General features: G+C 74.2%; 18 protein-coding genes. 12 read left to right on the forward strand and 6 right to left on the reverse strand.

What is annotated here, in order from left to right:
- Positions 1 to 85: 85 nt before the first annotated feature.
- Positions 86 to 934, forward strand: a complete 849-nt coding sequence (locus tag ACF09E_RS24525; RefSeq protein ID WP_392207035.1) for a hypothetical protein — start codon at positions 86 to 88, stop codon at positions 932 to 934.
- Positions 935 to 1,105: 171 nt separating this feature from the next.
- Here the strand turns inward: ACF09E_RS24525 and disA are convergent, their stop codons facing one another.
- Positions 1,106 to 2,230, reverse strand: coding sequence for a DNA integrity scanning diadenylate cyclase DisA (gene disA / locus ACF09E_RS24530; RefSeq protein ID WP_073907793.1), 1,125 nt, complete (start codon positions 2,228 to 2,230; stop codon positions 1,106 to 1,108).
- Between the two features lie 410 nt (positions 2,231 to 2,640).
- A complete protein-coding gene (gene radA, locus ACF09E_RS24535) occupies positions 2,641 to 4,041 on the reverse strand; it encodes a DNA repair protein RadA (protein ID WP_388801306.1) in 1,401 nt (466 codons plus the stop codon).
- Between the two features lie 161 nt (positions 4,042 to 4,202).
- Between radA and ACF09E_RS24540 the strand changes: the two genes are divergently transcribed.
- Entirely contained in the window at positions 4,203 to 6,002 is a 1,800-nt protein-coding gene (locus tag ACF09E_RS24540) for a hypothetical protein (protein WP_392207037.1), read from the forward strand.
- 58 nt (positions 6,003 to 6,060) lie between these two features.
- Here the strand turns inward: ACF09E_RS24540 and ACF09E_RS24545 are convergent, their stop codons facing one another.
- Positions 6,061 to 6,888 (reverse strand): hypothetical protein, encoded by an 828-nt coding sequence (locus ACF09E_RS24545; protein ID WP_392207039.1) that lies wholly within the window; start codon positions 6,886 to 6,888, stop codon positions 6,061 to 6,063.
- A 41-nt stretch (positions 6,889 to 6,929) separates the two neighbouring features.
- Between ACF09E_RS24545 and ACF09E_RS24550 the strand changes: the two genes are divergently transcribed.
- The 4 genes from ACF09E_RS24550 to ilvD all read left to right on the forward strand — a co-directional run bounded on the left by ACF09E_RS24550 (position 6,930) and on the right by ilvD (position 11,568).
- A complete protein-coding gene (locus ACF09E_RS24550) occupies positions 6,930 to 7,862 on the forward strand; it encodes a Ppx/GppA family phosphatase (protein ID WP_388801297.1) in 933 nt (310 codons plus the stop codon).
- A gap of 281 nt (positions 7,863 to 8,143) precedes the next feature.
- On the forward strand, positions 8,144 to 8,980 hold the full coding sequence (locus ACF09E_RS24555; protein WP_392207041.1) for a sugar phosphate isomerase/epimerase family protein: 837 nt from the start codon (positions 8,144 to 8,146) through the stop codon (positions 8,978 to 8,980).
- On the forward strand, positions 8,977 to 9,588 hold the full coding sequence (locus tag ACF09E_RS24560; RefSeq protein ID WP_361861160.1) for a TetR family transcriptional regulator: 612 nt from the start codon (positions 8,977 to 8,979) through the stop codon (positions 9,586 to 9,588). Before ACF09E_RS24555 ends, ACF09E_RS24560 begins: the two co-directional genes overlap by 4 nt.
- Positions 9,589 to 9,714: 126 nt before the next feature.
- Complete coding sequence (ilvD, locus tag ACF09E_RS24565; RefSeq protein WP_392207043.1) at positions 9,715 to 11,568, forward strand: dihydroxy-acid dehydratase; 1,854 nt, start codon at positions 9,715 to 9,717, stop codon at positions 11,566 to 11,568.
- A 76-nt stretch (positions 11,569 to 11,644) separates the two neighbouring features.
- On the opposite strand, the gene ACF09E_RS24570 is transcribed toward ilvD, so the two are convergent.
- Positions 11,645 to 13,846, reverse strand: coding sequence for a PQQ-binding-like beta-propeller repeat protein (locus tag ACF09E_RS24570; protein ID WP_392207045.1), 2,202 nt, complete (start codon positions 13,844 to 13,846; stop codon positions 11,645 to 11,647).
- A gap of 157 nt (positions 13,847 to 14,003) precedes the next feature.
- Between ACF09E_RS24570 and ACF09E_RS24575 the strand changes: the two genes are divergently transcribed.
- The 5 genes from ACF09E_RS24575 (at position 14,004) to proC (ending at position 17,602) form a co-directional block, all read left to right on the forward strand.
- On the forward strand, positions 14,004 to 14,327 hold the full coding sequence (locus ACF09E_RS24575) for an SH3 domain-containing protein (RefSeq protein WP_392207047.1): 324 nt from the start codon (positions 14,004 to 14,006) through the stop codon (positions 14,325 to 14,327).
- 35 nt (positions 14,328 to 14,362) lie between these two features.
- Entirely contained in the window at positions 14,363 to 14,902 is a 540-nt protein-coding gene (locus ACF09E_RS24580; protein WP_392207049.1) for a hypothetical protein, read from the forward strand.
- A 204-nt stretch (positions 14,903 to 15,106) separates the two neighbouring features.
- The gene (locus ACF09E_RS24585) at positions 15,107 to 15,973 is read left to right on the forward strand and encodes an ABC transporter ATP-binding protein (protein ID WP_392207051.1); all 867 of its coding nucleotides are present in this window, start codon (positions 15,107 to 15,109) and stop codon (positions 15,971 to 15,973) included.
- On the forward strand, positions 15,970 to 16,707 hold the full coding sequence (locus tag ACF09E_RS24590; RefSeq protein WP_392207053.1) for an ABC transporter permease: 738 nt from the start codon (positions 15,970 to 15,972) through the stop codon (positions 16,705 to 16,707). The genes ACF09E_RS24585 and ACF09E_RS24590 overlap by 4 nt, the downstream gene beginning before the upstream one ends.
- 85 nt (positions 16,708 to 16,792) lie before the next feature.
- Entirely contained in the window at positions 16,793 to 17,602 is an 810-nt protein-coding gene (gene proC, locus ACF09E_RS24595; RefSeq protein WP_392207056.1) for a pyrroline-5-carboxylate reductase, read from the forward strand.
- A 16-nt stretch (positions 17,603 to 17,618) separates the two neighbouring features.
- On the opposite strand, the gene ACF09E_RS24600 is transcribed toward proC, so the two are convergent.
- On the reverse strand, positions 17,619 to 18,209 hold the full coding sequence (locus ACF09E_RS24600; RefSeq protein ID WP_392207058.1) for a cysteine hydrolase family protein: 591 nt from the start codon (positions 18,207 to 18,209) through the stop codon (positions 17,619 to 17,621).
- Positions 18,210 to 18,254: 45 nt separating this feature from the next.
- Between ACF09E_RS24600 and ACF09E_RS24605 the strand changes: the two genes are divergently transcribed.
- Positions 18,255 to 19,319: a GlxA family transcriptional regulator gene (locus ACF09E_RS24605; RefSeq protein WP_392207060.1), complete on the forward strand. Its 1,065-nt coding sequence runs from the start codon at positions 18,255 to 18,257 to the stop codon at positions 19,317 to 19,319.
- Here ACF09E_RS24605 and trpS read toward each other — a convergent pair.
- Positions 19,286 to 20,284 carry a tryptophan--tRNA ligase gene (gene trpS, locus ACF09E_RS24610; protein ID WP_392207062.1) on the reverse strand — a complete coding sequence of 333 codons (999 nt, stop codon included), beginning with the start codon at positions 20,282 to 20,284 and terminating at the stop codon, positions 19,286 to 19,288. The two genes, ACF09E_RS24605 and trpS, sit on opposite strands and share 34 nt — an antisense overlap.
- Between the last annotated feature and the right edge of the window lie 593 nt (positions 20,285 to 20,877).

Consider the following 20,877-nt stretch of genomic DNA (forward strand, 5'->3'; position numbering starts at 1 on the left):
GAAGGATGTGATCATCGGCAAAACTTGATGCCTGGAGCGGCGGGTGGGGCGGGAGTTGGGCCGGATCTCTCGTAAGGTTCGGCTCGTGGGATCTTTGCGCAATCCGGTCGGGCCGCTTCCCTCCACCATCTACTGGCGACGGAGGGCGGTGGCGGCGTGCCTGGTGGCGCTTCTCGCACTCCTCGCCGTGTGGGCCGTCACCTCCGGCGGCGGGGGCGGGAAGAAGCCGAACGACGGGGCCAACGGCTCCTCTCCCACCCCTCCCTCCATCACCCCGGGACCCTCCGGCACCGGTGAGGCGATCACCCAACAGCCGGGCGGACGCGACGAGTCGGACGACTCCGGCGACGCCACCGGAGGCAGCGGCGGCTCCGGCGGCTCCGGTACGGACCCGGGCTCGGGCGCCGACTCCGGTACGGACGCGGGCGCGACCGCCGGCGGCGACGGCGGCAAGAACGGCGACACCGACGGCGCGGGCGGCGACGGCGGCGCGGGCACCGGCGCGGGACAGCAGGTCCCGGCCGGCTCCCCGCTTCCGAACTGCCCCTCCGGCACACTGCAGTTGACCCTCCGCAGCGTCCAGGTCAGCTACGAGGCGGGGGAGCGGCCCCGCTTCCAGCTCGTCGCCAGGAACACCTCGAAGGCCGACTGCAAGGCCGACTTCGGGCCCCGCACGGCCGTGCTGACGATCAGCGACAAGCAGGACGACGAGGTCTGGTCCTCGGCGGACTGCCCGCGCCCCGGCGCCCCGGTCCTGCTGCGCGTCCCCGCGGGCGCCACCGTCACCCACACCGTGGAGTGGGACCGCGGACGCAGCGCCCCGCGGTGCGCCACCGCCCCGGCGGGCCAGGCCGCTCCCGGGACCTACCTCGTCGAGGCCACGATGCCGGGCACGAAGGTGCTGCCGGCCTCGTTCACGCTCGCCAAGGACTGAGCCGCGCCGGAAGCGGGGGAGGCGTCCCGGACGCACCGGGACCCGTTCCGCGGCCCCCGGGGGAGCGCCGGGAGACCCGATCCGGCCCGGCGGCGGGATCCGTGCCGTCCGGCACCGCGGCCGCGGGCCGGACCGCCGCGGCGCCCGCGGTCCGGACCGCCGCGGACGGACTCAGACGTACCGTTCGAGGATCGAGGACTCCGCCAGCCGGGACAGGCCCTCGCGTACGCTGCGGGCGCGGGCCTCGCCGACGCCGTCCACGGTCTGGAGGTCGTCCACACTGGCCGCGAGCAGCTTCTGCAGCCCGCCGAAGTGCTCCACGAGCCGCTCGATGATCGCGCCCGGCAGCCGCGGCACCTTGGCCAGGAGGCGGTAGCCGCGCGGCGAGACGGCCGAGTCGAGGGTCTCGGGCGAACCGCTGTAGCCCAGCGCACGGGCCACGACCGGAAGTTCGAGCAGCTCGGTGTGGGTCAGCGCGTCCAGCTCGGTCAGCGCCTCCGCGACCGTCCGCGAGCGCTTGGCCGTCGGCTCCGGCACGTAGTCCCGGATGACCAGCTCGCGCTCCGGCTCCACGCCCGCGATCAGCTCGTCCAGCTGGAGCGAGAGCAGCCGCCCGTCGGTGCCGAGCTCGACCACGTACTCGGCGATCTCGGTGGCGATCCGGCGGACCATCTCCAGGCGCTGGGCGACCGCGGTGACGTCCCGGACGGTGACCAGGTCCTCGATCTCCAGCGCGGAGAGCGTGCCGGCCACCTCGTCGAGCCGGAGCTTGTACCGCTCCAGGGTCGCCAGCGCCTGGTTGGCGCGGGACAGGATCGCCGCCGACTCCTCCAGGACCCGGCGCTCACCGTCCACGTACAGCGCGATCAGCCGCATCGACTGGGAGACGGAGACGACGGGGAAGTTGCACTGCTTGGAGACCCGGTCCGCCGTGCGGTGCCGGGTGCCGGTCTCGTCGGTCGGGATGGAGGCGTCCGGAACGAGCTGCACGCCCGCGCGGTGGATCTTGGTGATGTCCTTGTCGAGGACGAGTGCCCCGTCGAGTTTGCACAGCTCACGCAGGCGCGTGGCGGCGAACTCGACGTCCAGCACGAAACCGCCGGTGCACATGGAGTCGACCGTCTTGTCGAGGCCGAGCACGATGAGACCGCCGGTGTTGCCGCGGAGGATCCGCTCCAGGCCGTCCCGCAGCGCGGTGCCGGGCGCGACGGCGCTCAGGGCGGCGCGCATCAGCGCTTCGTTGCCGGAGCCCGCGCCGGACTTTCCGGGAGCTGCTGCCCCGTCCTTGGCTGCCACTGCACTCCTCCGGCTCGTACGGATGGGCGAGACCAGGGCAAAGTCTAGCGACACCACCCCGCCGCCCTCCGCCCCCGATGGATCACGGTGGTCCGAAAGGGGTCCCCGCCCCGACGCGGACCTAACCCTCCGCGTCTTTGCGAAGCGTACGGAGCGAACCGTCGGCGCGGTGTGAACGACCGCCGCCGACCCTCCGGCGAGCGCCGACCGAGCCGTCCCGGCGAGCGCCGGCCGAGCCGTCCCGAAGCGCGCCGACCGAGCCGTCCCGGAGCATGCCTGCCGGTCATCCCGGCGAGCGCCGACCGGGGCCTCCTCCCGGCGGGCGCTGGCCCGGCCGTCCCGAAGCGCGCCGACCGGGCCGTCCCGGCGCGCGCCCTCCGGTCTTCCCGGCGTGCCCCTCGGCCCTCCTCCTACTCCGCGCCCTCGGGCGCCTTCGCACGCCGGCCGCGCGGCAGCACGCGCAGGGCGTCGCCCATGTCCGCGACCTCCGTCACCTTCATGCCGGCCGGCACCTTGCCCGGGTCCGACGGCACCAGCGCGTGCGTGAAGCCGAGCCGGTGCGCCTCGGCCAGCCTCCGCTGGACGCCGGTCACCCGCCGGACCTCGCCGGCGAGCCCGACCTCGCCGATCGCCACGAGGTTCTTCGGCAGCGGGGTGTCGCTCGCCGCGGAGGCCAGCGCGAGCGCGATCGCCAGGTCGGCGGCGGGCTCGGTGAGCTTCACGCCGCCCACGGTCGCGCTGTAGATGTCCCGCTTGCCGAGCGCGCTGATCCGGCCGCGCTGCTCCAGGACCGCCAGCATCATCGAGACCCGGGAGGTCTCCAGGCCGGAGACGGTCCGCCGCGGCGAGGGGATCTGGGAGTCCACGGTCAGCGACTGCACCTCGGCGACCAGCGGCCGGCGGCCCTCCAGGGTCACCGTCAGGCAGGTGCCCGGCACGGCCACGTCACGCCGGGTCAGGAAGAGTCCCGACGGGTCGGCGAGACCCGTGATCCCCTCGTCGTGCAGCTCGAAGCAGCCCACCTCGTCGGTCGCCCCGTACCGGTTCTTCACGCCGCGGACCAGCCGCAGGCGCGCGTGCCGGTCGCCCTCGAAGCTGAGGACGACGTCGACCAGGTGCTCCAGGAGGCGGGGACCCGCGATCGCGCCGTCCTTGGTGACGTGCCCGACGAGCAGCGTCGACATGCCCCGCTCCTTGGAGGCCCGGATGAGCGCGCCCGCGACCTCGCGGACCTGGGCCATGCCGCCGGGGGCGCCGTCGATCTCGGGGGAGGCGACCGTCTGCACCGAGTCCATGATCAGCAGCGACGGCTGCACGGCGTCGAGATGGCCGAGGACGGCCGACAGGTCGGTCTCGGCGGCGAGGTACAGATGGTCGCTGAGGGCGTTGATCCGGTCGGCGCGCAGCCGCACCTGGCTCGCGGACTCCTCGCCGGTGACGTAGAGCGTGCGGTGCTCGGCCCCGGCCGCCTTGGCCGCCACGTCGAGCAGCAGCGTGGACTTGCCCACGCCCGGCTCGCCCGCGAGCAGCACGACCGCGCCGGGCACCAGGCCCCCGCCGAGGACCCGGTCCAGCTCGTCGACCCCGGTCGAGCGGGCGGTCGCCTGCCGGCCGTCGACCTGGCCGATGGGCAGCGCGGCGGTGGAGACCCGGCCCGCCGCGGTCGTCCGGACGGCGGGCGCGCCGTACTCCTCGACGGTCCCCCAGGCCTGGCACTCGGGGCAGCGGCCGAGCCACTTGGCCGTCTGCCAGCCGCACTCGGTGCAGCGGTAGGACGGCCGTTCCTTGGTCGATTTCGTACGGGCAGCCATGGCGCCCACCGTAGCGGCCCCCACCGACAACGACCGCCGGGTCTCCCCAGCGGAGCGGAACCCCGGATTCCTGTCCCCTTTCGAGCGATAGCTTCACCCGTAAGAATGAGAAGAACGCGACCGGTACGAAAAGCGCCCCCCGCGCTGCCTACGGTCGAACGGTGACGAGCAGCAGGCTGGACTCCCCCGCACGCACCACCGGCGCACACCGGGCCGCGCGCCGCGCCACGGACCAGGGACCGCGCACGCTCGGCCGGAGGCCCCCGGCCCGCTACGAGGCCGCCCTCGACGGCCTCTTCACGTACTGCCTCTCCGTGCTGTGCGACCACGACACCGCCACCGCCGTCCTCGGCGACGTCCTCGCCGTCGCCGAGCGCCACCACGGCCGCTGCCCCTCGGACGAGGACGGCCGCACGGCCTGGCTGTACGCCCTCGCCCGCTGGGCCTGCCTGCGCAGCCTCGGCGAGCAGCGCCGCCGACGCCAGGGGGCCCACACCGGGCGGCCCGCCGTCACCGCCCCCGAACCGCCCCGCGTCCCCGAGGAGACCGCCGAGCGGCGCCGCGCCGAGCTCGCCCGGCTCGCCTGGCCCGAGGCCGCCGGCACCACCCCCGAGCAGCGCGAGGCCCTCGAACTCGCCGTCCGGCACGGCCTCAGCCACCGCCAGGTGGCCGCCGTCCTCTCCCTCGACCCGCTCGCCGCCCGCGAACTCCTCGCCACCGCCGGCTGCGAGGTCGAGCGCACCCGCGCCGCCCTCGCCGTCGTCGAGACCGGCAGCTGCCCCACCGTCGCCCGGCTCACCGGCGACCAGCAGGTGCTGCTCTCGGCGGCCCTGCGGGCGGAGCTCGTCCGGCACGTCGACGACTGCCCCCGCTGCCGCAAGGCCGCCGAGCGGGTCGGCGCCGTCGGGCCCTGGCCCGGCGCCGGAGCGCTCCCGCAGGCCCGGCTCCCGCTGGTCGAGGCGCCCAGGGCCGCCGCGTACATGGCGATGCTGCACGTCCCGCGCGCGCGTGCGGGCGCCCCGCGCTTCTCGCCGACCGGCTTCCCGATGGACCCGAAGGACCACGTGGCCCGCCGCGACCGGCTCCGCGCCCGCGCGGTGACGACCACCGTGGTCGCGGCCGTCGTCGCCGCACCCGTCCTCGCCCTGTGGACCTCCTACCGGGGCGCCCCCGTCGCCGACCCGAGCGCCTCCGACGGCTCCCGGGTCAGCGCGAGCGAGGCCGACGAACCGACCGGACCGGACGGCCGCCCCTACGACCGCTACGAGAACGCGGGCAACGCCCGCACCACCCCCGAACCGCGCTTCACCCGGGGCAGCCGCGCCCCCGACGTCTCCGTCGAGGTGCTCAGCCCCGGCGGCCCCGCCGGTCCCGGCGGCTCCGCCGGCCCCTCGACACCGGGCGACCCCGCCGCGGGCTGGGTCACGGTGACCGCCCGTGGCCTCGGCGACCTGACGCTGCTCACCCTCACCGCGGCCGGCGGGTCCCCCGTCGACTGGTCGCTGTGGACGGACGCGCCCTGGCTGTACGTGAGCCGCGCCTCCGGCACCCTCCGCCCGGGCGAGCGGATCACCGTCACCGTCCGCGTCGACCACCGCCGCCAACCGCACGGCGCGTGGAGCGCCCGCGTCGGGGTGAACCCCTCCGGCGCGGTCGTCAGGATCGACGGGCAGGGCGAGACCCCGCCGCCCCCGGTCTCCGTCGACCCCGGAACACCCCCGCCGACGACGACCGAACCCACCACGCCGCCGACGAGCCCGCCGACGACGGAACCGACGACACCGCCGCCGACCGAACCGCCGACGACCGAGCCGACCGAACCGCCGACGACACCGCCGACCACCGAGCCGACGACACCGCCGACCACGGAGGAGCCCCCGCCGACCACGACGGACCCGGGCCCGACCGAGCCGACCACGCCGCCGCCGGCGACGGAGGAACCGCCGCCGTCCTCCTCGTGAGACCGGACGCCCGCCCGGGGATTCCCCGGGCGGGCGCCGACGGCAGGGCCCCGGGGCGTCAGCGCGGCGGGTCGGCCGGGTGCGGGGCCACCAGCGGCAGCTGCGAGGCGAGCCGCGCCTCGCACAGCCCGGCCAGGACCTCGTACGCCTCCGCGCCCATCATCTCGGTGAGCTCCGGCCGGTACGTGACGTAGACCGGCTCGCCCGCTCCGTGCGCCGACGTCGCCGAGGTGCACCACCAGTGCAGGTCGTGGCCGCCGGGACCCCAGCCCCGCCGGTCGTACTCGCCGATCGAGACCTGGAGGACCTTCGTGTCGTCCGGCCGCTCGATCCAGTCGTACGTGCGCCGCACCGGCAGCTGCCAGCAGACGTCCGGCTTGGTCTCCAGCGGCTCCCGGCCCTCCTGCAGGGCCAGGATGTGCAGCGAGCAGCCCGCGCCGCCCGCGAACCCCGGGCGGTTCTGGAAGATGCAGGAGCCCTCCCAGCGGCGGGTCTGCCGGTCGCCGTCCTCGTCGAGCTGGGTCCAGCCCGAGGCCGTACCGACCTCGTGGAACTGCCAGAGGTCCGGCGTGAGGCGGGCCACGTGCGTCGCCACCCGCTTCTCGTCGTCCTCGTCCGAGAAGTGCGCGCCCAGCGTGCAGCAGCCGTCGTCGGCCCGGCCCGCCTGGATCCCCTGGCAGCCGCTGCCGAAGACGCACGACCAGCGCGAGGTCAGCCAGGTCAGGTCGCAGCGGAAGATCTGCTCCTCGTCCGCCGGGTCGGGGAACTCGACCCACGCGCGGGCGAAGTCGAGGCCCTTCTCGTCCGGCTCCACGCTCTTGCCCTGCTTCTTGGCGCTCTTGACCGCACTGTCTTTGCCCGGTTTCGCCTTTTTCGTCTTTGGCACAGGTCCAAGCGTATGCGGGTCGGCGCAGTAGCGTTCCGCCCATGAGACTCGGAGTCCTCGACGTCGGTTCGAACACGGTGCACTTCCTGGTGGTGGACGCCCACCCCGGCGCCCGGCCGCTGCCCGCGCACTCGCACAAGGCCGAGCTGCGGCTCGCCGAACTCCTCGACGAGAAGGGAGCGATCGCGCCCTTCGGCGTCGAGCGGCTCATCGCGACCGTCCGGGACGCGCTGCACGCCGCCGAGGACAAGGGCTGCGAGGAGGTGCTCCCGTTCGCGACCTCCGCGGTCCGCGAGGCCACCAACGCGGACGCCGTCCTCGCGCGCGTGAAGGACGAGACGGGCGTCGACCTCCAGGTCCTCACCGGCGAGGAGGAGGCCCGGCTCACCTTCCTCGCGGCCCGCCGCTGGTTCGGCTGGTCGGCGGGCAAGCTGCTCCTCCTCGACATCGGCGGCGGCTCCCTCGAAGTCGCGTACGGCATCGACGAGGACCCCGACACGGCGGTCTCCCTGCCGCTCGGCGCGGGCCGGCTGACCGCCGGCTGGCTCCCGGGAGACCCGGCCGACGCCGCCGACGTGAAGGCGCTCCGCCGCCACGTGCGCGCGCAGATCGCCCGTACGGTCGGGGACTTCAGCCGCTCCGGCCGCCCCGACCACGTCGTGGCCACCTCCAAGACCTTCAAGCAGCTGGCGAGGATCGCCGGCGCCCCCGGCTCGGGGGAGGGGCTGTACGCCCAGCGGATCCTGACCCGCGCCTCCCTGGAGGAGTGGGTCCCGCGGCTGGCCGGCATGTCGGTCCCCGAGCGGGCCGCGCTGCCGGGCGTCTCGGAGGGCAGGGCGGCGCAGCTCCTCGCGGGCGCGCTGGTCGCGGAGGGCGCGATGGACCTGCTCGGCGTGGAGGAGCTGGAGATCTGCCCGTGGGCGCTGCGCGAGGGCGTCATCCTCCGCCGCCTGGACCACCTGCCGGAGCAGTAGCGGCGGAGCCCCCGACGGGCCCGGGGCCCCGGAGCCGCCGTCCCCGGGACTCCGCCGGAAGCTCCGCCGTCCCGGGGACCCCGCCGTCCTCCGCCCTCCCCGGGCCCCCGCAGTCCTCCTCCGTTTCCGAGGCCCCGCCGCCCCGGCCCCCCGCCGTCCCCCCGTCCCGCGGACGGGCCAGCGTGCGCGCCCCCCGTGGGCCCGCGCACGCGCGCGTGCCCCGCCCCCGGCGTGACCGGAACCACCCCCCTGCCGCCCGGCGGGCCCCGTACCCTGTCCCCGTGGCAGAACCAGTGGTGCGCATCCCGGATGCGAAGGTCGCCCTGTCGACGGCCTCGGTCTATCCGGAGTCGACGGCGACGGCCTTCGAGATCGCCGCGCGCCTCGGCTACGACGGCGTCGAGGTCATGGTGTGGACCGATCCGGTCAGCCAGGACGTCGAGGCGCTGCGCAGGCTCTCCGACTACCACCAGGTCCCGGTCCTGGCCGTGCACGCCCCCTGCCTCCTCATCACCCAGCGCGTCTGGTCCACCGACCCGTGGGTCAAGCTCCAGCGCGCCCGTGCCGCGGCCGAGCACCTCGGCGCCTCCACGGTCGTCGTGCATCCCCCGTTCCGCTGGCAGCGCCAGTACGCCAAGGACTTCGTCACCGGCATCTGGCGGATGGCGGAGGAGACCGACGTCCGGTTCGCCGTCGAGAACATGTACCCGTGGCGGTACAAGGACCGCGAGATGCTCGCGTACGCCCCCGAGTGGGACGTCACCAAGGACGACTACCGGCACTTCACCGTCGACCTCTCGCACACCGCGACCGCCCGCACCGACGCCCTCGCGATGATCGACCGCATGGGCGACCGTCTCGGCCACGTCCACCTCGCCGACGGCAAGGGCTCCGCCAAGGACGAGCACCTCGTGCCCGGCCGCGGCACGCAGCCCTGCGCCGAACTCCTGGAACGCCTCGCGCGCACCGGCTTCGACGGACACGTCGTCATCGAGGTCAACACCCGCCGCGCGATGTCAGCCGCCGAACGCGAGGCCGACCTCGCCGAGGCCCTCGCCTTCACCCGCCTCCACCTCGCCTCCGCGGCCACCCGCCCGTCCCGGGTGCCGCCCCGGTGACCGAGCCGGCCCCCCGCAGGCGCGGCCGCCCGTCCCGTACCGAGGAGGAGAGCGGGCCCGGCGCGCGCGACCGCATCCTGGAGGCGGCCCGTGCCCAGTTCGCCGAGCGCGGCTACGACAAGACCTCCGTCCGCGGCATCGCCAAGGCGGCCGGGGTCGACGCGGCCCTCGTCCACCACTACTTCGGCACGAAGGACGAGGTCTTCGCCGCGGCGATCGAGGTCTCCTTCGAGCCCGCCACGGTCGTCCCCGCCATCGTCGGCGGCCCCCGCGAGACCATCGGCGAACGCCTCGCCCGCTTCTTCATCGGCGTCTGGGAGAACCCGGTCAGCCGCGCCCCGCTCCTCGCGATCGTCCGCTCCGCGCTCACCCACGAGGCCGCGGCCAAGGTGCTCAGGACCTTCGTGCTGCGCCGGCTCCTGGAGCGGATCGCGGACGAGCTCGACGTACCGGACCCCCGGTTCCGCGCGGAGCTCGCCGCCTCGCACATGATCGGGATCGCGATCCTGCGGTACGTCATCCAGGTCGAGCCGATGGCCTCGGTGGACCCGGAGGAGATCGTGGCCATGGTCGCCCCGACCCTCCAGCGCTACCTCACCGAGGCCTGAGCCCCACCCCGCCGCGGGTGACCGAAAGCTGAACAGCCTGTCCGTCATACGGACGCGCTGTCCAGATCTTGGTCCGTCGGCGTACGCTCGAAAGCAAGCACCCCCATCACTGAGGAGCGAGCGACGATGCCCGAGCTGAGGTCCCGCACAGTCACCCACGGCCGCAACATGGCGGGCGCACGCGCCCTTATGCGCGCCTCCGGTGTACCCGGCGCGGACATCGGCCGGAAGCCGATCATCGCGGTCGCCAACTCCTTCACGGAGTTCGTCCCGGGCCACACCCACCTGCAGCCCGTCGGCCGGATCGTCTCCGAGGCCATCACGGCCGCCGGCGCCATCCCGCGCGAGTTCAACACGATCGCCGTCGACGACGGCATCGCCATGGGCCACGGCGGCATGCTGTACTCGCTGCCCTCCCGCGACCTGATCGCGGACAGCGTGGAGTACATGGTGGAGGCGCACTGCGCCGACGCCCTGATCTGCATCTCCAACTGCGACAAGATCACCCCCGGCATGCTGATGGCCGCCCTGCGCCTCAACATCCCGACGGTCTTCGTCTCCGGCGGCCCGATGGAGTCCGGCCGCGCGACCCTGGTCGACGGCACGGTCCGCACGCTCGACCTGGTCGACGCGATCTCCGACGCCGTGAACCCGAAGATCTCGGACGAGGACATCGCCCGCATCGAGGAGAACGCCTGCCCGACCTGCGGCTCCTGTTCCGGCATGTTCACCGCCAACTCGATGAACTGCCTGACCGAGGCCATCGGCCTCTCCCTGCCGGGCAACGGCTCCCTGCTCGCCACCCACACCGGCCGCAGGGCGCTGTACGAGAACGCGGCCCGCACGGTCGTCGACATCACCCGGCGCTACTACGACGAGGACGACGACTCCGTCCTGCCGCGCTCCATCGCGACCCGCGCGGCCTTCGAGAACGCCATGGCGCTCGACATCGCCATGGGCGGCTCGACCAACACGATCCTGCACCTGCTCGCCGCCGCCCAGGAGGCCGAGCTCGACTACGGCCTGCCGGACATGGACGAGGTCTCGCGCCGGGTGCCCTGCCTGGCCAAGGTCGCGCCGAACGTCGCCAAGGACCGCACGTACTACATGGAGGACGTGCACCGGGCGGGCGGCATCCCGGCCATCCTCGGCGAGCTCTACCGCGCCGGCCTCCTGAACGAGAACGTCCACTCCGTCCACGCGCGCTCCATCAAGGAGTGGCTGGGCGCCTGGGACGTGCGCGGCGGCTCCCCGACCGAGGAGTCCGTCGAGATGTGGCACGCGGCCCCCGGCTGCGTCCGCTCGGCGACCGCCTTCTCCCAGTCCGAGCGCTGGGAGGACCTCGACGTGGACGCGGCCGGCGGCTGCATCCGCGACGCGGCCCACGCGTACTCCAAGGACGGCGGCCTCGCCGTGCTGCACGGCAACCTCGCCGCCGACGGCTGCGTCGTGAAGACGGCCGGCGTCGACGAGTCCATCTGGACCTTCGAAGGCCCCGCCGTGGTCTGCGAGTCGCAGGACGAGGCCGTCGAGAAGATCCTGAACAAGCAGGTCACGGACGGCGACGTGGTCGTCATCCGCTACGAGGGTCCGCGCGGCGGCCCCGGCATGCAGGAGATGCTCTACCCGACCTCCTTCCTCAAGGGCCGGGGCCTCGGCAAGACCTGCGCCCTGGTCACCGACGGACGCTTCTCGGGCGGCACCTCCGGCCTGTCCATCGGCCACGCCTCGCCCGAGGCCGCCTCGGGCGGCACGATCGCCCTCGTCGAGGACGGCGACCGGATCCGCATCGACATCCCCCACCGCTCCATCGAGCTCCTCGTCGACGAGGCGACCCTCGCCGCCCGCCGCGCGGCGCTGAACGGCGTCTACGCGCCGAAGAACCGGCAGCGCAAGGTGTCGGCGGCGCTGCGGGCCTACGCGGCCATGGCGACCAGCGCCGACAAGGGCGCGGTCCGGGACGTGTCGAAGCTGGGCTGAGCCCGGAGATACGCGAAGGGACGGCGGGGAGCGGGCGCGGACGCCCGTACCTCGCCGTCCTCGTGTGCGCCGGGCTTCACCAGGCGGCGGGATCCCGGGCGTCCACCGCGAACACCGACCCGTCCGGGGCCGTCCCGAAGACCCGGTCGCCGGCGACCACCGGCGGCGGCACCAGGGGCGCGTACGCGAGCCGCCCGTTGAGCAGTCGAGGCCGGGTCTGGCCGATCAGCGACCCGCGGACGGTGTCGACCGCGAGCAGCCGGCCGTCCTGCACGGAGAAGTAGAGCCGGTCGCCGGGACCCGTCACGGGCGTGGACACGTTCCCCGCCCCCGTCTCCAGCTCCCACAGCACCCGCCCCTTGGGCGCCGCGGTGTCGAAGGCGGTCAGATGCCCGTCGGCGTCGAGGAGATGGACGACCGCCCCGCGCACGGCGGTGCCCCGGACGTCGATCCGGTGCGGCAGGGACAGCGTCCGCACCTCGCCGCTGCCCGGGTCGAGCACGACCAGGCGGTCGAAGAGCGAGCCCTGGTAGCGGGAGGCGAGGAGCAGCGCGCCGTCGCCGGTGCCGCCCAGCGGGTCGAGGTCCCCCGCCAGGTTCCGCTGCCAGACCTGCTCGCCGGTCCCGGGCCGGATCGCGGCCACGCGCGTGTGCGTTCCGTCGGCCGAGGTCTCGGAGACGGTGAGGAGTCCGGACGGGGCGTCGTACGGTCCCGTGCGCGGGACGCCGAAGCCGGCCAGGCCGTGCCGCCACAGCTCCTTGCCGTCACGGCTCCCGACGGCCCGCACCCCGCCCCGCCCGTCGGTCAGCACGACGGCCGGACCGGCCGGCGTCGACAGCTCGGGCACCCCGGCCCGTCCGGCGGTCCAGCCCGGCGCTCCGCCGGCGGAGGCGTAGGACCGCAGCCGGTCCGCCGGAGCCGCCGCGCCGACCAGGCCGTCGGCGAGGAGGAAGGGCGCGACGGGGGACTCCGCCTCGACCGGCCCGGTGCGCGACCAGGCCGCCTTCCCGGTGACGGGGTCGAGCCGGGCGAGCGCTACGCCCCGGGCCGTGCAGTACAGCGCGCCGCCGCCGTGCGCGCACGCGGGCGCGGCGGTCGGGCCGTGCGTCTGGAGGACGGTGTGCCAGCCCGCGAAGGCGGTGGCCACCTCGGCGGGCCGCGCGGGCGGGTCGGAACCGGCGTCGGCCGGGGGGCTCGTGGCCGCGTAGAGGCCCGCCCCGGTGAGGGCGACCGCGGCCGCCACGGCGAGCGCGAGGCGCGACCCGGGGCGCACCCGGCCGAGGCGCGGCCGCCGGCGGGGCGGGGCCGGCGCGGTGGCGCGTACGGGGGTGTCGGCGTCCCACGCGGGCGCGTGGCCGGGCTCCTCGCGGCCGGGCCCGCCGCGGCCGGACTCCTCGCCGTACGGCAGCGCGGGCCGGCGGCGCTGCGCCGGTATGAAGGCCTCGGCCGCGTACGAGGGCGGCAGCAGCGCCGACATGATCTGGGCCGGGGTCGGGCGGTCGCCCGGCTCCTTGGCGAGGCAGCGCGCGACGAGCGGCGCCAGCTCCGCCGGGACGCCCGTCAGGTCGGGTTCGTCGTGGACGACCTGGTACGCCACGATGTACGGGCTGTCGGAGTCGAAGGGGCCGTGGCCGGTGGCCGCGTGCACCAGGACCGAGCCGAGTGCGAAGACGTCCGCGGCGGGCCCGACCTCCCGCGGCCGCTGGAACTGCTCGGGAGCCATGAACGGCGGCGAGCCGATGAGCTTGCCCGTCTCGGTGTGCAGGTCGCTGTCGACGGGCCGCGAGATGCCGAAGTCGATGACCTTCGGGCCGGTGTCGGTGAGCAGGACGTTGCTGGGCTTCAGGTCGCGGTGGACGACCCCGGCCCGGTGGATGTCGCGCAGGGCCTCGGCGAGCCCGGCGGTGAGCCGGCGCAGCTCGGCCGGGGCCAGCGGACCGTTCCGCTTCACCTGGTCGGCGAGGGTGGGCCCGGGGACGTAGAGGGTCGCCATCCAGGGGCGCACGGCATCGGGGTCGGCGTCGACGACGGGTGCGGTGAAGGCCCCGCTGACCCGGCGGGCGGCCGCGACCTCCTGGCGGAAACGCGCCCTGAACTCGGGGTCCTCCGCGTACCGTGCGTGCACGACCTTGACCGCGAGCCGCAGCCCCGAGGCGGAGGCGGCCAGGTGCACGACCCCCATGCCGCCGGCGCCCAGACATGCCTGGAGGCGGTAGCCGCCCGCGTACTCGGGCTGCTCCGCATTCCGGTCGGCACCGGTGTCGCGCAGCGGCGGCATCGCCCACCCCCGTGTGGTTCCCCGTCACTCGCGCGCACCCGCGCGAACCCGACGGAGCCTAGTCGATGACCCCCGTGATGTCGGCGGGGCTTGCTAGCCTGCGCGTCGCGGAGAGTGAAGCTCCGCAGAGCGCTTTCGCGCCAAGGGGGAGGACACCATGATCATGGACGAGAACCACCGGAACGACGAGCCCGACGGAGCCCCGACGACCGCGACGGCGGTCACGGCCGCGGCCACCCGCTACACGGTCGCGCCCGGCTACCGGGTCAACGTGCGCTCCGGCCCGAGCACCCAGTACCCGATCGTCCGGACGCTGCCGCTCGGCGCGACGGTGTCGATCTCCTGCCAGAAGTACGGCGAGTGGGTCAGCGGCCCGTACGGCACCACGAAGATCTGGGACAGCATCGCACCGGGGGAGTACATCTCCGACGCGTACGTCCGCACGGGCAGCGACGGGTTCGTCGCACCGCGCTGCGCCTGAGGTCCTTCTCCGGCGCCCCGGGGATAATCGACAGCGTGAGCGACGACGAGCAGACCCCCAGCACCACCGGCGGACCGGCCGGCGGCCCGAAGGGCGGCACCCCGGCCGGGCCCCGGCCCGAGGAGATCCGTTTCTTCGGCACCACCTGGGTCGACCACAGCGGCGGCTACACGCTCCGCCGCGTCGGCCTGGCCGCCGGCTCGCTGGCCGCCGCCGCCGCGGCCTGCCTCGTCCTGCGCTTCGCGTACCAGGGACTGCAGATCGCGGACGTCGGCGGCATCGTCAACATGCTGGTCGTCCTCATGTTCGCGGTCTGCAGCCCCATCGCGTTCCGCAAGACCTGGGAGGGCTTCGGCCGCAGGCCCGCCGACCCGGCCCGCGAGGAGTCCCTGCGCAGCCTGAAGGCGATCGGCTTCATCGGCTCGCTCCTCGCCTACGGCGTCCGCTGCTTCGTCGAGGCCCCGGGGGAGGGGCTCCGCCGCGCCGAGTACGACACGGCCCGCGCCCAGTACGAGAAGCGCCGCGGCTCCCGTACGGGCAACCCGGCCGCCCGCAAGAAGCCCAAGCGCAAGTAATCACCGGACAAGAGCCCCCGCGACGCCCACCGCCGCGGGGGCTTCGCCGTTCCCGCGTGACCCGCGCGACCTGCGCGCCCCGCACGACGTGTGCGGCCCGCGCGCCCCGCGCAACGGCTGCGACCGTGTGCGGCCCGCGCGACCGCCCGCGCGGGGGCCGCCGGACGCTTGACGCCCGGTGGCACCGGGAGCACTATTCATCGCATGATGAATTACTCGGCGGGTGAGGCCGCCGACCCGGGCGGCACCAGGTCCCCGACCGCCCCCGCCCCGCACCGGACACCCCCCACCGACCCCGCCCCACCCCCGCCCGCGGCGATCGCCGCCCGCGGACTCACCGCCGTCCGAGGCGACCGCACCGTCCTGCGCGGCCTCGACTTCACCGTCCCGGCCGGCCGCATCACCGGCCTCCTCGGCCCCTCGGGCTGCGGAAAGACCACTCTCATGCGCGCCGTCGTCGGCACCCAGGCCAAGGTCGACGGCACCCTCCAGGTCCTCGGCCACCCCGCCGGAGACCCCGCCCTCCGCTCCCGCATCGGCTACGTCACCCAGGCCCCCTCCGTCTACGACGACCTCACCGTCCAGCAGAACCTCGACTACTTCGCCGCCGTCCTCCTCCCCGGCCGCGGCCACCGCCACGACCGCCGCGACCTCGTCGACCGGGCCGTCGCCGACGTCGACCTCACCCCCCACGCCGACTCCCTCGCCGGCCGGCTCTCCGGCGGCCAGCGCAGCCGCGTCTCCCTGGCCGTCGCCCTCCTCGGAACCCCCGACCTCCTCGTCCTCGACGAGCCCACCGTCGGCCTGGACCCCGTCCTCCGCCGCGACCTGTGGGAGCTCTTCCACCGGATCGCCGCCGACCGCGGCACCACCCTCCTCGTCTCCTCCCACGTCATGGACGAGGCCGAACGCTGCCACCGGCTCCTCCTCATGCGCGAGGGCGAGATCCTCGCCGACGACACCCCCGAGGCACTCCGCCGACGCAACGACACCGCCACCGTCGAAGAGGCCTTCCTCCGCCTCGTCGACGCCGCCGCAGCCCGAGCCGCCCACGAGGAGCCCCGGTCATGAACCCCGCCCGCACCCTCGCCACCGCCGCCCGCGTCCTGCGCCAGCTGCGCCACGACCCGCGCTCGATCGCCCTGATGCTCCTCGTGCCCTGCGCCATGCTCTTCCTGCTGCGGTTCGTCTTCGACGGCAGCCCCGGCACCTTCGACACCATCGGCGCCTCACTGCTCGGCATCTTCCCGCTCATCACGATGTTCCTGGTGACCTCCATCGCCACCCTCCGCGAGCGGACCTCCGGCACCCTCGAACGCCTCCTCGCCATGCCCCTCGGCAAGGCCGACCTCATCGCCGGCTACGCCCTCGCCTTCGGACTCCTCGCCGTCGTCCAGTCCGCCCTCGCCACCGGCCTCGCCGTCGCCCTCCTCGGCCTCGACGTCACCGGCTCCCCCTGGCTCCTCCTCCTGGTCGCCCTCCTCGACGCCCTCCTCGGCACCGCCCTCGGCCTCTTCGTCTCCGCCTTCGCCGCCTCCGAGTTCCAGGCCGTCCAGTTCATGCCGGCCGTGATCTTCCCCCAGCTGCTCCTCTGCGGACTCTTCACCCCGCGCGACCGGATGGCCCCCGCCCTCGAAGCGCTCTCCGACGCCCTCCCCATGTCGTACGCCGTCGACGGCATGAACCAGGTCCTCCACCACCCCGACGCCACCGGCGACTTCGTCCGCGACGTCCTCGTCGTCGCCGGCTGCGCGCTCCTCGTCCTCGGCCTCGGCGCGGCCACCCTCCGCCGCCGCACCGCGTGACCGCCCCTCGGACACCCGCACACCACCCCGCCCGCCGGTGCGAGGATGACGACACGTACCCCCCTCCGGCGAGGTGAACAGAGCCATGACCCAGACCGTCGCAGTCCTCGGCACCGGCAAGATCGGTGAAGCGCTCCTCAGCGGCATGATCCGCGCCGGCTGGCGCCCCGCGAACCTCCTGGTCACCGCCCGCCGCTCCGAGCGCGCCGAGGAGCTCCACGCCCGCTACGGCGTCGAGACCGTCACCAACGCCGAGGCCGCCAAGCGCGCCGACACCCTCATCCTGGCCGTCAAGCCCCAGGACATGGGCCGCCTCCTCGACGAGCTCGCCCCCCACGTCACCGCCGACCGCCTGATCGTCAGCGCCGCCGCCGGCATCCCCACCTCCTTCATCGAGGAACGCCTCACCACCGGCACCCCCGTCGTCCGCGTCATGCCCAACACCCCCGTCCTCGTCGACGAGGGCATGTCCGTCATCTCGGCCGGCAGCCACGCCACCCCCGCGCACCTCGCCCACACCGAGGAGATCTTCGGCGGCGTCGGGAAGACCCTCCGCGTCCCCGAGTCCCAGCAGGACGCCGCCACCGCCCTCTCCGGCTCCGGCCCCGCGTACTTCTACTTCCTCGTCGAGGCCATGACCGACGCCGGCATCCTCCTCGGCCTGCCCCGCGCCCAGGCCCACGACCTCATCGTCCAGGCCGCCATCGGCGCCGCCGTGATGCTCCGCGACAGCGGCGAACACCCCGTCAAGCTCCGCGAGGCCGTCACCTCCCCGGCCGGCACCACCATCAGCGCCATCCGCGAGCTGGAGAACCACGGCGTCCGCGCCGCCCTCATCGCCGCCCTCGAAGCCGCCCGCGACCGCAGCCGCGAACTCGCCTCCGGCAACGGCTGACCACCGCCCGCCGGGGTCACCGGACCCCGGCGCCCGCCCCCCGCACGACGTCCTCCGTCGTCACCACCTCCGCGAACCGCCCCCCGTGCAGGGACACGGCCGTCGCCCGCGTCAGCTCGTCCGCGTCCAGCGACCAGCCGAACGGCCCCTCCAGATCGAACGTGTGCATCGCGTCCAGCGGGAACACCACCTCGTACCCGAGGTTCCCGCCCATCCGCGCCGTGGTCTCGTTGCACATGTTCGTCTGGATCCCCACGATCACGATCTGCACCACATCGAGCCCGGTCAGCCACCCGTCCAGCGACGGAGCACCGTAGAACGCCGAGTTCACCGTCTTCGTCACCAGCAGCTCGGGCCCGCTGCCCTTCCCCCGCCGCTCCTCGACGAAGTCCTTGAAGTCGTTCCCCACGTGACCGGCCCGCAGCCGCGAGCTCTCCACCGAGTCGTGCCGCACGAACACCACCGGCCGCCCCGTCTCCTGCCACAGGTCGATGAGAGCCGCGATGTTCTCCTCGGCGGCCGGGTTGTTCCGCCTCCCCCAGTACTCCTCCTCGAAGCCCTTCTGCACGTCGACGACCACCAGCGCTGCGTTCTCCCTGATCTCCATGCCCACGATCCTGCCGCCGACCGGCACACCCACCCAGAGGGGTGAATGACAGCGATCGATGGTTTACTGCCAACCGTGCCGCTGCCAACCGTGCCGCCCTCCCAGACCCCCGCACCCCGCCCCCAGCGCATCGCCCTCCTCTGCTTCCCGGGCGTCCGCGCCTTCGACGTCTCCGTGGTCACCGAGGTCTGGGGCAACGACCGCACCCCCCGAGGCGTCCCGCCCTTCGAACTCCGCAGGACGGCGACGGACCCCTACACCCCCCTCCCCCTCCGCGGCGGCCTCTCCCTCACCCCCGACCGCCCCCTCGACTGGCTCGACGACCTCACCCCCACCGACCTCGTCCTCGTCCCCGGCATCGAGGACCCCGACGCCGACGTCCCGCCCCGGGTGCTCGACGCCCTCCGCCGCGCCCACACCGCCGGCATCCCGGTCGCCTCGCTCTGCGCCGGCGCGTTCGTCCTCGCCCGCGCCGGACTCCTCGACGGCCGCCGCGCCGTCACCCACTGGCACCTGGCCGACACCCTCGCCGACCGCCACCCCGCCGTCCGCGTCCAACCCGACGCCCTCTTCGTCGAGGACACCGGCGTCTGGACCTCCGCCGGCACCGCCGCCGGCATCGACCTCTGCCTCCACCTCGTCCGCACCGCCCACGGAGCCGAAGCGGCCGCCGCCATCGCCCGCGCGATGGTCACCGCCCCCTTCCGCGCCGCCACCCAGGCCCAGTTCATCGAGCACCCCACCCCCCGGGCCGACCGCGACGCGGACGCCCTGGCCGACGTCCGGGCGTACGCCCTCGCCCACCTCGACGAGCCCCACACCGTCGCGACCCTGGCCGCCCGCGCCGGCATGTCCCCCCGCTCCTTCGCCCGCCACTTCCAGGCCACCACGGGAACCACCCCGCTGCACTGGCTCATCACCCAGCGCGTCGCCGCCGCCCAGAGACTCCTCGAACGCACCGACCACCCCCTCCCCGAGGTGGCCCGCCGCGCGGGCTTCGGCAGCGAGGTCACGATGCGCCAGCACTTCGCCTCGCACCTCGCCACCAGCCCGCGCGACTACCGCAACGCCTTCCGTCACCCGGCGGGCAGCAGCCCGATCGCCCGATAGGCCCGGTCCACCAGGGGCCGCGCCGTCTCCCGGGCCCGCCGCGCCCCGTCCCGCAGCACCCGATCCACATGACCGGGGTCCGCCGCCAGCTCGGCGTGCCGCTCCCGCACGGGCCGCAGCAGCTCGACGACCGCGTCCGCCGTGTCCTTCTTCAGCGATCCGTACGACCCGTACGCACCGGCCAGCACCGAGGGACTCCCCCCGGTCGCCGCCGCCAGCAAGTCGAGGAGGTTGGCGACCCCGGGCCGGCCCTCCCGGTCGTACGCCACCTCCCGGCCGCTGTCGGTGACGGCCCGCATGACCTTCCGCCGCACGGTGTCCGCATCGTCGAGCAGATAGACGATCCCCGACCCGTTCTCGTGCGACTTCCCCATCTTCGACCGGGGGTCCTGAAGGTCCATGACCCGCGCCGCCACCTCGGGCCGCGTCGCCCGCGGCACCGTGAAGGTGTGCCCGTAGCGCTGGTTGAACCGCACGGCCAGGTCCCGGGTGAGCTCCACGTGCTGCGTCTGGTCCTCACCCACCGGCACCTCGTCCGCCCCGTAGGCCAGGATGTCCGCCGCCATCAGGACCGGATACGTCAGCAGGGACAGCCGCACCCCCTGCCCCGCACCCCGCGCCCGGACGCTCTTCTCCTTGTACTGGACCATCCGCCGGAGCTCGCCGTCCGTGGCGGTGCACTCCAGGAGGTACGACAACCGGGCGTGCTCGTCCACATGACTCTGTACGAACAGGGTGCAGAGCTCCGGATCCAGCCCGGCCGCCAGCAGCAGCGTGGCCGCCTGCCGACTGAGCCGCCGCACCCGCGCCGGATCGTGCTCCACGGTCAGCGCGTGCAGGTCCACGACGCTGAACAGCGCCTCCGCCCGGTACTGATCGACCTCGACCCACCGCCGGACGGCCCCGAGGTAGTTGCCCAGGGTCAGGTGCCCGGTCGGTTTGACCCCGCTGAAGATCCTCGTCATCGCGTTCGTTCTCCCTCTTCTCCGTGCGCCGACCGGACGGCCGGATCCCGGAGGGGGATACGCGAACGGCCGCCGAGTCGGCGGCCGCTTGCTGCATGCGCGAGTGGTGGGCCGCCGTCAGGCGGCCCACCACTGGGTGGTGTGCGCACGCGTAGTCATACGGGGAGCGTACGCCCGAGGACCTGGGTTGACACGGGATTCACGGATCCGTAAGGTTCTCCGAGTTGTCCGACGTGAGCACCGACCCCGGTCGGCCCCGGACAGCCATTCCGCAAGATCCACAGAAGCTGACGGTGCTTTGCCGTGCCGTCGTGCTTTCCGTGTGTTTCTGCGAAATGAGGAATCCGCGTTCGAAACCCGAACGCAGCCCCCGATTAGCGTCGGAGGCAGGAAATCCGCTAAAGTCTCACTCGTCGGAACGGCCCAACGGCCGGAAAGACGAATCCCGCTGACTGGGAATCAGACGCCGAAAGGATCTGATAGAGTCGGAAACGCAAGACCGAAGGGAAAGCCCGGAGGAAAGCCCGAGAGGGTGAGTACGAAGGAAGCGTCCGTTCCTTGAGAACTCAACAGCGTGCCAAAAATCAACGCCA

The sequence above is a fragment of the Streptomyces sp. NPDC014891 genome (genome assembly GCF_043081085.1).
Classification (GTDB): Bacteria; Actinomycetota; Actinomycetes; order Streptomycetales; family Streptomycetaceae; genus Streptomyces.

Excerpts from the sequence above, each read along its gene's own strand:
- radA (WP_388801306.1), bottom strand. The coding sequence starts at position 4,041 with ATGGCTGCCCGTACGAAATCGACCAAGGAACGGCCGTCCTACCGCTGC.
- ACF09E_RS24550 (WP_388801297.1), top strand. The coding sequence starts at position 6,930 with ATGAGACTCGGAGTCCTCGACGTCGGTTCGAACACGGTGCACTTCCTG.
- ilvD (WP_392207043.1), top strand. The coding sequence starts at position 9,715 with ATGCCCGAGCTGAGGTCCCGCACAGTCACCCACGGCCGCAACATGGCG.
- ACF09E_RS24570 (WP_392207045.1), bottom strand. The coding sequence starts at position 13,846 with ATGCCGCCGCTGCGCGACACCGGTGCCGACCGGAATGCGGAGCAGCCC.
- ACF09E_RS24575 (WP_392207047.1), top strand. The coding sequence starts at position 14,004 with ATGATCATGGACGAGAACCACCGGAACGACGAGCCCGACGGAGCCCCG.
- ACF09E_RS24585 (WP_392207051.1), top strand. The coding sequence starts at position 15,107 with ATGATGAATTACTCGGCGGGTGAGGCCGCCGACCCGGGCGGCACCAGG.
- ACF09E_RS24590 (WP_392207053.1), top strand. The coding sequence starts at position 15,970 with ATGAACCCCGCCCGCACCCTCGCCACCGCCGCCCGCGTCCTGCGCCAG.
- proC (WP_392207056.1), top strand. The coding sequence starts at position 16,793 with ATGACCCAGACCGTCGCAGTCCTCGGCACCGGCAAGATCGGTGAAGCG.
- ACF09E_RS24600 (WP_392207058.1), bottom strand. The coding sequence starts at position 18,209 with ATGGAGATCAGGGAGAACGCAGCGCTGGTGGTCGTCGACGTGCAGAAG.
- ACF09E_RS24605 (WP_392207060.1), top strand. The coding sequence starts at position 18,255 with ATGACAGCGATCGATGGTTTACTGCCAACCGTGCCGCTGCCAACCGTG.
- trpS (WP_392207062.1), bottom strand. The coding sequence starts at position 20,284 with ATGACGAGGATCTTCAGCGGGGTCAAACCGACCGGGCACCTGACCCTG.